Source organism: Streptomyces spongiae (genome assembly GCF_009377185.1).
Classification (GTDB): Bacteria; Actinomycetota; Actinomycetes; order Streptomycetales; family Streptomycetaceae; genus Streptomyces; species Streptomyces spongiae.
This window is the reverse complement of record NZ_VJZC01000291.1, coordinates 1-12,239: the sequence shown is the minus strand read 5'-3', so window position 1 is coordinate 12,239 and position 12,239 is coordinate 1. Positions and strand designations below refer to the sequence as shown.

The 12,239-nt window shown below is 72.2% G+C and carries 11 protein-coding genes; 7 read left to right on the top strand and 4 right to left on the bottom strand.

The annotated features are described in order from the left end of the window. The coding region (locus tag FNH08_RS30540) for an ATP-dependent helicase (RefSeq protein WP_228034456.1) at positions 1-4,410 on the bottom strand (4,410 nt) is incomplete at its 3' end. A 113-nt stretch (positions 4,411-4,523) separates the two neighbouring features. Here FNH08_RS30540 and FNH08_RS30535 point away from each other — a divergent pair. Genes FNH08_RS30535 through FNH08_RS30525 form a run of 3 tightly spaced genes read left to right on the top strand, consistent with a single transcriptional unit; the run spans position 4,524 to position 6,435 of the window. Then, positions 4,524-5,357, top strand: a complete 834-nt coding sequence (locus FNH08_RS30535) for an AraC family transcriptional regulator (protein ID WP_152774759.1) — start codon at positions 4,524-4,526, stop codon at positions 5,355-5,357. A gap of 26 nt (positions 5,358-5,383) precedes the next feature. Beyond that, a complete protein-coding gene (locus FNH08_RS30530) occupies positions 5,384-6,130 on the top strand; it encodes an AzlC family ABC transporter permease (RefSeq protein ID WP_322725790.1) in 747 nt (248 codons plus the stop codon). Then, entirely contained in the window at positions 6,127-6,435 is a 309-nt protein-coding gene (locus FNH08_RS30525) for an AzlD domain-containing protein (RefSeq protein ID WP_152774758.1), read from the top strand. The genes FNH08_RS30530 and FNH08_RS30525 overlap by 4 nt, the downstream gene beginning before the upstream one ends. Positions 6,436-6,502: 67 nt before the next feature. Here the strand turns inward: FNH08_RS30525 and FNH08_RS30520 are convergent, their stop codons facing one another. Continuing rightward, positions 6,503-7,471 (bottom strand): hypothetical protein, encoded by a 969-nt coding sequence (locus tag FNH08_RS30520; protein WP_152774757.1) that lies wholly within the window; start codon positions 7,469-7,471, stop codon positions 6,503-6,505. 79 nt (positions 7,472-7,550) lie between these two features. Between FNH08_RS30520 and FNH08_RS30515 the strand changes: the two genes are divergently transcribed. The 4 genes from FNH08_RS30515 (at position 7,551) to recX (ending at position 11,258) form a co-directional block, all read left to right on the top strand. Continuing rightward, complete coding sequence (locus tag FNH08_RS30515) at positions 7,551-7,745, top strand: DUF3046 domain-containing protein (RefSeq protein WP_152774756.1); 195 nt, start codon at positions 7,551-7,553, stop codon at positions 7,743-7,745. Between the two features lie 93 nt (positions 7,746-7,838). Further along, positions 7,839-9,098, top strand: a complete 1,260-nt coding sequence (locus tag FNH08_RS30510) for an AI-2E family transporter (protein WP_322725787.1) — start codon at positions 7,839-7,841, stop codon at positions 9,096-9,098. Between the two features lie 293 nt (positions 9,099-9,391). Then, the gene (gene recA / locus FNH08_RS30505; protein WP_152774755.1) at positions 9,392-10,519 is read left to right on the top strand and encodes a recombinase RecA; all 1,128 of its coding nucleotides are present in this window, start codon (positions 9,392-9,394) and stop codon (positions 10,517-10,519) included. Between the two features lie 7 nt (positions 10,520-10,526). Beyond that, on the top strand, positions 10,527-11,258 hold the full coding sequence (gene recX, locus FNH08_RS30500; protein ID WP_322725785.1) for a recombination regulator RecX: 732 nt from the start codon (positions 10,527-10,529) through the stop codon (positions 11,256-11,258). An 81-nt stretch (positions 11,259-11,339) separates the two neighbouring features. On the opposite strand, the gene FNH08_RS30495 is transcribed toward recX, so the two are convergent. Then, positions 11,340-11,735, bottom strand: coding sequence for a rhodanese-like domain-containing protein (locus FNH08_RS30495; RefSeq protein WP_152774754.1), 396 nt, complete (start codon positions 11,733-11,735; stop codon positions 11,340-11,342). Further along, positions 11,726-12,239 (bottom strand): cupin domain-containing protein (locus tag FNH08_RS30490; RefSeq protein WP_228034455.1); only part of this gene is annotated, 514 nt, incomplete at its 5' end. The genes FNH08_RS30495 and FNH08_RS30490, both read right to left, overlap by 10 nt.

The window sequence follows — 12,239 nt, the reverse complement described above, 5'->3', positions numbered from 1 at the left end:
GTCAGGGCCCGAGGGGAGCTCGGGTCCGCCGTCGCTGCCTGGGGTGCGTTCGGTTCCGGTACCGCTGCCCGAGGGGAAGTCGGCCCAGTCGTCACGGCCTGCGGGGAAGTCGGCCCAGCTGTCACGGCCTGTGGGGAAGTCGGGTGGGCCGAAGGCGGGCTCGGGCAGGGATGCGCCCCGGTCCCGGGCGTTCGCCGTCGCGCGCAGGCGGTCCACCGCGCCGTCCATCGCGAACTGGGCCGCGCCGAGCCCCTCCACCACGTACCCGCGCCGGGCCTGCCCGCTCTCCTCGAAGACGGACAGCACGCGGTACGTCGCCGAGAAGCCGCCCTCCACCCCCTCGGCGGCCACGGCGCCCCGGGTCACCACACCGTGCCGGTCGAGGAGGGTGCGGGCGAGCGCGTGGGCGCGCACGGTGGGGTCCGGCTCATGGGCGGGGAGCAGAGACCAGCGGCCCGCGACCGTCGGGGGTCCGGTACGGGACTGGGGGCGCGCGGCCGCCGTCAGCGAGCCGTACCGGCCGCGCGGGACCGTGCGCTTGGCGCGATGGGCCGTGGAACCCGCGGTGCGGCCCGAGCCGAGGAGGGAGCGCATCGGGGTCAGCGTGTCGTTCGTGAGCCGGCCGGACCAGGCCAGGTCCCAGACGGCGTCGGCCAGTTGGGGGTCGATGGCGTCGGGGTGCGTCGTGGCGCGGACCTGGTCGGCGATCTGACGGAAGAACAGGCCGTAGCCCCCGGAGAGGGTGTCCAGGACCGACTGGTGGAGCGCCGTCAGCTCCAGGGGGTGCGGGGAGGGCAGGAGGAGCGGGGCCGCGTCCGCCGTGTAGAGGGAGACCCAGCCGTCCTTGCCGGGGAGGGCTCCCGCACCGGCCCACACGATCTCCCCGGCCGACGTGAGCTCGTCGAGCATCGACGGGGTGTAGCCCGCCACCCGGGACGGCAGGACCAGCTTCTCCAGGGCGGACGCGGGCACGGAGGCGCCCTGGAGCTGCTCGATGGCACGCACCAGTCCGTCGATGCCCCGCAGCCCGTGGCCGTTGCCCACGTGCTGCCACTGCGGCAGGAACTGGGCGAGCGCGGCGGGCGGCACCGGCTCCAGCTCGTGCCGCAGCGCGGCGAGGGAGCGGCGGCGCAGACGGCGCAGCACGGCCGCGTCGCACCACTCCTGGCCGATGCCCGCCGGATGGAACTCGCCCTGGACGATGCGGCCGGCCGCGGCGAGCCGCTGGAGCGCGCCCTCCGTGACGGCCACCCCGAGACCGAAGCGGGCCGCCGCCGTGGCCGACGTGAACGGGCCGTGGGTGCGCGCGTACCGGGCGAGGAGGTCGCCGAGCGGGTCCTTGACCGGCTCGGTGAATGCCTCCGGGACGCCGACCGGCAGCGCCGTGCCCAGCGCGTCGCGCAGGCGGCCCGCGTCCTCGATCGCGGCCCAGTGATCGGCGCCCGCGACACGGACCCGGATGACGCGGCGGGCCCCCGCCAGCTCCCCGGCCCACTGCGGCTCGGCGCCGCGCTCCGCCAACTCGGCGTCCGTGAGCGGGCCCAGCAGCCGCAGTACGTCCGCGACGCCCTCGGGGTCCTTGACGCGGCGGTCCTCCGTGAGCCACTGGAGCTCCCGCTCCAGCTCGGTCAGGACCTCGGCGTCCAGCAGCTCCCGCAGCTCCGCCTGGCCCAGCAGCTCGGCCAGCAGCCGCGAGTCCAGCGACAGGGCGGCGGCCCGGCGCTCGGCGAGCGGGGAGTCGCCCTCGTACAGGAACTGGGCGACGTACCCGAAGAGGAGGGAGCGGGCGAAGGGTGAGGGCTCGGGTGTGGTGACCTCGACGAGGCGCACCTTGCGGGACTCGAGGTCGCCCATCAGTTCGGCGAGGCCGGGGACGTCGAAGACGTCCTGGAGGCATTCGCGGACCCCCTCCAGGACGATCGGGAACGAGCCGAACTCGCTCGCCACCTCCAGCAGTTGGGCGGCCCGCTGGCGCTGCTGCCACAGCGGGGTGCGCTTGCCGGGGTTGCGGCGGGGCAGCAGCAGCGCGCGGGCGGCGCACTCGCGGAAACGGGACGCGAACAGGGCCGAGCCGCCCACCTGGTCAGTGACGATCTGGTCGACCTCGCCCTTGTCGAAGGCGACGTCCGCGGCGCCTAGGGGTGCCTGCTCGGCGTCGTACTCCGTGCCCGCTTTCCTGGGCTCCTGGTCCAGCAGGTCGAGGCCCATCAGGTCGGCGTCCGGCAGGCGCAGCACGATGCCGTCGTCGGCGTGCATCACCTGGGCGTCCATGCCGTACCGCTCGGACAGGCGCGCGCCCAGTGCGAGGGCCCAGGGGGCGTGGACCTGAGCGCCGAACGGGGAGTGCACGACGACCCGCCAGTCGCCCAGCTCGTCGCGGAAGCGCTCGACGACGATCGTGCGGTCGTCCGGGATGTGACCGCAGGCCTCGCGCTGCTCCGCGAGGTACGACAGGACGTTGTCCGCGGCCCAGGCGTCGAGGCCGGCGGCGAGCAGGCGCAGACGGGCGTCGTCCTGGGGCAGGGAGCCGACCTCGCGCAGGAACGCGCCCACCGCCCGGCCCAGTTCCAGCGGGCGGCCGAGTTGGTCGCCCTTCCAGAAGGGAAGCCGTCCGGGGACCCCGGGTGCCGGGGACACCAGGACGCGGTCGCGTGTGATGTCCTCGATGCGCCAGGAGCTGGTGCCCAGCGTGAAGACATCGCCGACGCGGGACTCGTACACCATCTCCTCGTCGAGCTCGCCGACCCGGCCGCCGCCCTTCTTCGGGTCGGCGCCCGCGAGGAACACCCCGAAGAGGCCGCGGTCCGGGATCGTGCCCCCGGAGGTGACGGCCAGGCGCTGCGCCCCCGGGCGGCCGGTGATCGTGCCGGCGACGCGGTCCCACACCACGCGCGGGCGCAACTCGGCGAAGGCGTCGGACGGATAGCGGCCCGCGAGCATGTCGAGCACGGCGGTGAACGCCGACTCCGGGAGCGAGGCGAAGGGGGCCGCGCGGCGGACCATGGCCAGCAGGTCGTCGACCTGCCAGGTGTCCAGCGCGGTCATCGCGACGAGCTGCTGCGCCAGCACGTCCAGCGGGTTGGCGGGGACTCTCAGGGACTCGATGGAGCCGGTGCGCATCCGCTCGGTGACCACCGCGGCCTGGACGAGGTCGCCCCGGTACTTCGGGAAGACCACGCCCCGGGAGACCGCGCCCACCTGGTGGCCGGCGCGGCCCACACGCTGCAGGCCCGAGGCAACGGAGGGCGGCGACTCCACCTGGACCACGAGGTCCACCGCCCCCATGTCGATGCCGAGCTCCAGGCTGGACGTGGCCACCACCGCCGGGAGGCGCCCCGCCTTGAGGTCCTCCTCGACCAGGGCGCGCTGCTCCTTGGAGACCGAGCCGTGGTGGGCGCGGGCGATCACCGAGGGAGCGCCCTGGGCCGCGCCCGAGCCGCCCATGAGCTCGGCGGGGGCGTGGTGTTCGTCGAGGGGTTCGCCTGTCGCGCGCTCGTACGCGATCTCGTTGAGCCGGTTGCAGAGGCGCTCCGCGAGACGGCGGGAGTTGGCGAACACGATCGTCGAGCGGTGGGCCTGGACGAGGTCGGTGATCCGCTCCTCGACGTGCGGCCAGATCGACGGGCGCTCGGCACCCTCGGAGCCGTCGGCGACCGGGGAGCCGCCCAGCTCGCCCAGGTCCTCGACCGGGACGACCACGGAGAGGTCGAACTCCTTGCCGGACTTCGGTTGGACGATCTCCACCTTGCGGCGGGGGGAGAGATAGCGGGCGACCTCGTCGACCGGCCGGACCGTCGCGGAGAGGCCGATGCGGCGGGCCGGCTTCGGCAGGAGCTCGTCCAGGCGCTCCAGGGAGAGTGCCAAATGCGCGCCGCGCTTGGTGCCCGCCACCGCGTGCACCTCGTCGAGGATCACTGTCTCGATGCCCGTCAGCGCCTCCCGCGTGGCCGACGTGAGCATCAGGAACAGTGATTCCGGCGTGGTGATGAGGATGTCCGGAGGGCGGGTGGACAGGGCGCGGCGCTCAGCGGCGGGGGTGTCGCCGGAGCGGATGCCCACCTTGACCTCGGGCTCCGGCAGGCCCAGACGGACGGCTTCGTGGCGGATGCCGGTCAGTGGGCTGCGGAGGTTGCGCTCCACGTCCACCGCGAGTGCCTTGAGCGGGGACACGTAGAGGACGCGGCAGCGCTTCTTCGGGTCGGCTGGGGGCGGGGTGGAGGCCAGCTGGTCGAGGGCGGCGAGGAAGGCGGCGAGGGTCTTGCCGGAGCCGGTGGGGGCGACGACCAGGACGTCCGAGCCCTCGGCGATCGCCCGCCAGGCCCCGGACTGGGCCGCGGTGGGCGCGGGGAAGGCCCCCGTGAACCAGCCGCGGGTCGCGGGGGAGAAGGCGTCGAGCGCGGAACGGACCATGTGCCCATGGTGCACCCCGGGACTGACAGTCGGGCTGACCTGGGCGTTCGTTGGGCAGCCGGGTGCGCTCGGGGTCTTACGGGAGCGCGGGGGCCCAACGGCAGAATGGGGGCATGGCACGTTCCGAACGGGCACGGCACTGGCGGTACGGCGAGTTGCCCGATGTCGATCTGCTGAGGGCCCGGTACGTCGAGAAGCGGTTCGTGCGCCACACCCACGAGCACTTCGTGATCGCCGCGATCGCCGACGGAGTCGAGGTCTTTCATCACGGTGGAGCCGATCAGTACGCGGGCCCCGGTGCGCTCGCGCTGGTCAATCCCGACACGCCCCACACGGGGCGTGCGGGCGGACCCGAGGGATGGCGGTACGGCGCGGTCTATCCGTCGCCGGACCTCGTGGCGGAGATCGCCGCCGAGACCACCGCGATCCGGGGAACGCCGGGCTTCAGCAGCCCGGTGCTCGACGATCCGTATGCCGCCGGGCTTGTGCACGAGGTGCTGCGGGCCGCGGACGAGGGGAACGCCCTTGCCGCGGACACCCTGCTGAGGGTCGTCGTGACCCGGTTGCTTCGTCTCAACGGCGGGCCGTTGCCCCAGCGTGCCGTGCGCACCGCGGGCGCTCGGGTGGCCGTACGCGCGCGTGCCGTGCTGGAGGAGCGGATGGTCGATCCCCCGACGCTGGAGCGGCTCGCCGGTGATCTGGGGACGAGCCCGTTCGCGCTGTTGCGGGCGTTCCGGGAGGTCTACGGGATGCCGCCGCACACGTGGTTGACCGATTCGAGGGTGCGGCGGGCGCGGACCCTGTTGGACGCGGGCGTCTCGCCCGCGGAGGCCGCCGTCGCCGTGGGCTTCACCGATCAGCCGCACCTCAACCGGCATTTCAGCCGGATCGTGGGGGTGCCGCCGGGGGCGTACCAGAGGGAGCGCAAGAACGTACAAGACCTGTGAGAGCGCGTTTTCCTATCGTCCGGGGCGTGGCAGAACAGACAGCATCCGCGGAGACAAGCGGTAACAGTGGAGAAAAGCCGGACGCGGCCGTCGTCAGGGACGCCCTCGGGGTCGGGGTCGCGGTCGGACTGTCCGGGTTCGCCTTCGGGGTGACCTCGGCCGGCAGCGGGCTCACACTCTTGCAGACCTGCGCGCTCAGCCTCCTGGTGTTCACCGGGGCGTCCCAGTTCGCGCTCGTGGGGGCGCTCGCGGCCGGGGGCAATCCGTTCACGGCGGCGGCGGGGGCCTTCTTCCTGGGCGTGCGCAACGCCTTCTACGGGCTGCGGCTTTCCCAGTTGCTGGCCCTCCCACGCGCGGTGCGGCCCTTCGCGGCCCAGTGGGTCATCGACGAGACCGCCGCGGTCGCCCTCGCCCAGCCCACGCGGCGCGCCGTTCGTGTCGGCTTCGCCGTCACCGGGCTGAGCCTCTACGCGCTGTGGAACCTCACGACGCTGCTCGGCGCGGTCGGTGCCGAGGCCATCGGGGACACCGAGGCCTGGGGGCTGGACGCAGCGGGGCCCGCCGTCTTCCTGGCGTTGCTCGCGCCGATGCTGCGGAGCGCCATCGATCGGGTCGTGGCGGGCCTCGCGGTGGTGCTGGGGCTCGGTCTGCTGCCCGTGCTGCCCGCCGGGGTGCCGGTGCTCGTGGCCGCGCTCGCCGCTCCGGTCGTCCTGTGGGCGCAGGGGCGTCGCGGGGCGGCGGCCGACGACGACGTACGGGGGACGGAACGTTGAACATCTGGATCGCGATCGGTGTGACGGCGGTCGGCTGCTACGCCGTCAAACTCATCGGACTCCTCGTCCCCGAGGGCGTACTCGAGCGGCCGTTCGTACGGCGCCTGTCGGCCTTGCTGCCCGTGGCACTGCTCGCGGCCCTCACGGCCCAGCAGACGTTCGCCGACGGGCGCGCCCTCGTACTGGACGCGAAGGCCGCGGGGCTCGCCGCGGCGGCGCTCGTGCTGATGACGCGCGCCCCGTTCCTGATCGTCGTGGGCGCCGCCGTGGTGGTGACGGCCGGAGTGCGGGCGATGGCGGGTTGAGGGAGGGATCGAGGGAGGGAACCGGCCCGCACGCGTGCGTGGGCGGGCCTGGAAGCCCTCCGGTGGTTCACAGTCGCCCGTAGGCGTCGAGCGTGCGCAAGGCCTCGATCGTGATGATCGGGCGGCTCTCCAGGGCGGTGGCGGCAGCCCCCTGGCGCGGGAGGTACCGCTCGCGCCTCGAGCCCTGGGGGAGGACCGGCCAGCCGCCGTCCTCCTGTTGGTCGCTCGCCAGGAAGTCCAGTGAGCGGGCCATCTCCTCGTCGGTGAACCACGCGCGCGCGAGGGAGCCCGGAGTGCGCGCGAAGTCGTGCGGGAAGCGGTGCTCGCCGGGCGCGTAGCCGGGCGACACCGGGTGCGTCTCCAGGCGTTCCGGGTCCAGCACGGCGAGGCGGTGCTCGCGGACCAGGCGGCCGAGGCGGTCGGCGGCCGCCTGCGCTCGCGAGCGGTCGGGCACGGAGTCCAGGAAGGCCACGGCCGCCTCGATCTCGTACGGATGCGACTTCTCCAGGGACTCGACCGCCAGCCAGCAGAAGTCGGTGGCCCGGAACAGCCACGCGTGCCACACCTCGTTGCGGTGCAGCAGGCCCACCACGGGGCCGGTGGTGAGGAGGTCGCCGGCCGGGTCGTCGACGACGGTGACGAAGGGGGCCGTCGGGCAGTCCCGCCGGCCGGGACGGATCGCCGGGAGAGCGCCGTCCGGGGTCGACACGGACGTCAGATAGCGGCACACGCGTTCCGCCCGCTGTCCGCCGCAGCGCCCGATCGAGTCCAGGAGGCGCAGCGCGTGCCCGGTGTGCAGCGGCCGGCTCACCGGTCCGCGCAAGTCGGGTTCGAGCGCGTGGCCGTACCCCTCGTCCTCGTTGCGGTAGGCGGCCAGCGCGGTCTCCACCGCGTCGGCGCTCCCGCCGAGGAAGTGGTACGCGAAGCGGCGTTGTTCCAGCACCCGCGCGGTGAGCCAGACGAACTGTTCGGCGCGGGCAAGCGGGCTGTGCGCCGTGGGCGTCGGGGGGAGTGGGGATGCTCCTGATTCGGCCATGCGTCAGACCGTAGGGCGGAAAGCGGTCTCGGCAAGCCGTCCCGGCTCGGCCCACCCCCTGGGGCGGGATACTGGAGTCATGCGGTTGACGGTCTTCTGGCAGCGGATGGCGGATCATTTCGGCGCGGGGTACGCCGACACGTTCGCGCGCGACCACGTGATGTCCGAACTCGGCGGACGGACCGTGCACGAGGCGCTCAACGCCGGCTGGGCGGCCAGGGACGTGTGGCGTGTGGTGTGCGTGACCATGGATGTTCCGGACGAACGGCGCTGAACCTGCCCGAAAGCACGGGGTCGAGTGCCTATCGCACGCACGAAGAATCAGGGGCGGGACCCGATTGTCGGCGGCGTGGGTGAGACTTGGTCCGTGGCTCCCACAGACGAGACCGCGCAGGTCGACCAGCACGCATCCCCGTTCGGCACCACGCCGCCCGGCCCGCCCCCGCCCGGTGACGACGCGGGGCGGGCGCGCATGCCCCGCTGGCTGCCGCGCGCGATGGTGCTCGCGCTCTCCCTCGTCGCCGTGTTCCAGCTGGGCAGCTGGGCGTTCCACCAGCTCATCGGGCTGCTGATCAACATTCTCATCGCGTTCTTCCTGGCGCTGGCCATCGAACCAGCGGTCAGCTGGATGGCATCGAAGGGCCTGCGCAGGGGGTTCGCCACCTTCCTCGTCTTCTTCGGCACGCTGATCGTGGCCGCCGGGTTCGTCACGCTGCTCGGCTCGATGCTCGCGGGCCAGATCATCAAGATGATCGAGGGCCTCCCCGAGTACCTCGACTCGGTCATCAGCTGGATCAACACGACGTTCCACACCGAGCTGAAGAGGGTGGACATACAAGAGGGCCTGCTCCGCTCCGACTGGCTGAAGCGGTACGTGCAGAACAGCGCCACCGGTGTCCTGGACGTCTCCGCGCAGGTCCTCGGCGGCCTCTTCCAGCTGCTGACGATCGCGCTGTTCTCGTTCTACTTCGCCGCCGACGGCCCACGACTTCGGCGCGCGCTGTGCTCCGTGCTGCCGCCCGCGAGGCAGGCCGAGGTGCTGCGCGCGTGGGAGATCGCGGTCGACAAGACCGGTGGCTACCTGTACTCGCGCGGCCTGATGGCGCTGATCTCCGGGATAGCCCACTACATCCTGCTGGAGTACCTCGGGGTGAACTACGCCCCCGTGCTCGCCGTCTGGGTCGGCCTGGTCTCGCAGTTCATCCCCACCATCGGCACCTACCTCGCGGGTGCCCTGCCGATGCTGATCGCCTTCACGGTCAACCCGTGGTACGCGCTGTGGGTGCTCGTCTTCGTCGTGATCTACCAGCAGTTCGAGAACTATGTGCTGCAGCCCAAGCTGACCGCCAAGACCGTGGACCTGCACCCGGCGGTCGCCTTCGGGTCGGTCATCGCGGGCACCGCGCTCCTCGGCGCCGTCGGCGCGCTGATCGCCATCCCGGCGGTCGCCACGCTGCAGGCATTCCTCGGGGCGTACGTGAAGCGGTACGACGTCACGGACGACCCCAGGGTCCACGGCCACCGCAAACGGCCGGGCAACATCCTCGCCCGCCTACGCCGACTGCTCGAGCCGAAGCGGGAGCAGGAACCGGGACCTGAGCCGCAGCCGGAGAGCGGCGCCTCCTGACGCGGATCCATACGGACCGACGGGTCGGCGCATGGCCGGTGAACGGTCGGCGTAGGGCCGGTGCACCCGTGTGACACATCCTTGGTGCTCGCGCGGGGAGCGCTTGACACCAAAATCGAACATCCGTTCTTATGGAGGTTCCGGCGGGACTCTCGGCGGGGATTTCGACAGGGTTTTCGCGGAGATGTGCCGGAGTTATCCACAGGCTGGACGGGCGTCGGGGCGCATTGTCAGTGGCAGGCGTTAGCGTCTTTGACGTGAAGCGATCGAATCAAGCAAACCGGGTGGAACCCATGGCAGGAACCGACCGCGAGAAGGCGCTCGACGCCGCGCTCGCACAGATTGAACGGCAATTCGGCAAGGGCGCGGTCATGCGCATGGGCGACCGCACGAACGAGCCCATCGAGGTCATCTCGACCGGGTCGACCGCCCTCGACGTGGCCCTCGGTGTGGGCGGCCTGCCCCGCGGCCGTGTCGTGGAGATCTACGGCCCGGAGTCCTCCGGTAAGACGACCCTGACCCTGCACGCGGTGGCGAACGCACAGAAGGCCGGCGGCCAGGTCGCCTTCGTGGACGCGGAGCACGCTCTCGACCCCGAGTACGCGAAGAAGCTCGGCGTCGACATCGACAACCTGATCCTGTCCCAGCCGGACAACGGCGAGCAGGCGCTGGAGATCGTGGACATGCTGGTCCGCTCCGGCGCGCTCGACCTCATCGTCATCGACTCCGTCGCCGCGCTCGTCCCGCGCGCGGAGATCGAGGGCGAGATGGGCGACTCGCACGTGGGTCTGCAGGCCCGTCTGATGAGCCAGGCCCTGCGGAAGATCACCAGCGCGCTCAACCAGTCCAAGACCACAGCGATCTTCATCAACCAGCTCCGCGAGAAGATCGGTGTCATGTTCGGCTCCCCGGAGACCACGACCGGTGGCCGGGCGCTCAAGTTCTACGCCTCGGTGCGCATCGACATCCGTCGCATCGAGACCCTGAAGGACGGCACGGACGCGGTCGGTAACCGCACCCGCTGCAAGGTCGTCAAGAACAAGGTCGCACCGCCCTTCAAGCAGGCCGAGTTCGACATCCTCTACGGCCAGGGCATCAGCCGCGAGGGCGGTCTGATCGACATGGGCGTGGAGCACGGCTTCGTCCGCAAGGCCGGCGCCTGGTACACGTACGAGGGCGACCAGCTCGGCCAGGGCAAGGAGAACGCGCGCAACTTCCTGAAGGACAACCCCGACCTCGCCAACGAGATCGAGAAGAAGATCAAGGAGAAGCTGGGCGTCGGTGTCCGGCCGGAGGAGCCCGCCGCCGAGCCGGGCGCGGACGCGGCGATCCCTGCCACGGCCGCGGACGAGGCGGCGAAGACGGCACCCGCCGCAGCGGCCAAGACCCCCAAGTCCAAGGCCACGACCGCCAAGAGCTGACCGTACCGTGCCTGATTCACAAGCGTCGCGAACGGACTGGACGGAGTACAGCCACCCGCTCCCCCCTGAGGACGAGGGGCTCAGGGGTGACGGAGGCGTCACCGAAGCCGGGCCGTACGACGGGCAGCGCGGCAGGCGTGGCCGTGGGCGCCGCGGGCGTGGCACCGGTGAGTCGTCCGGTGGCCCACAGGACGGAGGCTCCCCTTTCTCGTCGAGGGCCGAGAAGAGGGAGCCCCCAGGGGACCCGGCTGAGCAGGCGCGGGCGATCTGTCTGCGCCTGCTCACCGGGACCCCGCGCACGCGGAAGCAACTCGCGGACGCGTTGCGCAAACGGGAGATCCCCGAGGACGTGGCGGACGAGGTGCTGTCACGGTTCGAGGAGGTCGGTCTGATCAACGACAGCGCGTTCGCGGACGCCTGGGTGGAGTCACGGCACCACGGCCGGGGGCTGGCCCGGCGGGCCCTCGCCCGGGAGCTGCGGACCAAGGGGGTGGACTCGGCGCTCATCGACGAGGCCGTCGCCCAGCTCGACTCCGAGCAGGAGGAGGCCACGGCGCGCGAGCTCGTCGACCGCAAGCTGCGCTCGACGCGTGGCCTCGACCGCGACAAACGCCTACGGCGCCTGGCCGGCATGCTCGCCCGCAAGGGTTACCCGGAAGGCCTGGCGCTCCGGGTGGTCCGCCAGGCACTGGAGGAAGAAGGCGAGGACACGGAGGGGTTGGGGGACGAAGGGTTCTGAGCGGTGGCTCGGGAAGAAAGAGGGAGCCCACGGTGGGGCTCCCTCGTGACATCGGCTTTGGAGGCTCAGGCCCTCAGGCCCTCAGGCCGTCACCGGCAACCCGGCCGCCCTCCAGGCCTGGAAGCCGCCCGTCAGGTCGGTTGCCCGGTGCAGCCCCAGTTGCCGTAGGGACGCGGCGGCGAGGCTGGAGGCGTAGCCCTCGTTGCAGATGACCACGACGTGGAGGTCGTGGCTCGTGGCTTCGGTGGCGCGGTGGCTGCCCTGCGGGTCGAGCCGCCACTCCAGTTCGTTGCGTTCGACGACCAGGGCGCCGGGGATGAGGCCGTCGCGGTCGCGCAGGGCGGCGTAGCGGATGTCGACCAGGAGGGCCTCGCCGGCCTGGGCGGCGTCGTGTGCGTCCTTCGGTTCGACCCGGTCGAGCCCCTCGCGGACGCGCTCCAGCAACTCGTCGATACCGACAGGAGCGCTCACTGCCAGTCCTCCGGGCGCTCGACCTGCTCCAGGCGCAGTACCGGGCCCGTACGGCTGTAGCGGCGGATCCGGGGCAGGGGCGGGTAGTAGGCGTGGACGGAGACCGCGTGGTGCTCGGTGGACTCGTTGAGCACCTCGTGCACATGGTGGCGGCCGAACGACCTGCCCTTGCCGGTCGGCAACTGCCGTACGCGGTCCACGTCTTCGGCGAGTTCCAGGGTCTTCCAGCCGTCGGTGGGCAGCCGGGCGGTGAGCGAGTTCTCCGTCAGCTCACCGGAGGCGGTGAGGAAGGCACCCACGGAGTCGGCGTGGTCGTGCCAGCCCGTCCCGGTGCCGGGCGGCCAGCCGATCAGCCAGGCCTCGCTTCCTCCGGGGCCCTCGAGACGGATCCAGGTGCGGCCTTCGGGGTCGAGGGGGAGAGAGGCGATCAGCTCGGAGTCGGCGGCCGTGCGGCGCACGAAGTCGAGCAGTTCCGCCTGGGTCGGGGCGGAGGCGGCGGCAACGGGGCTG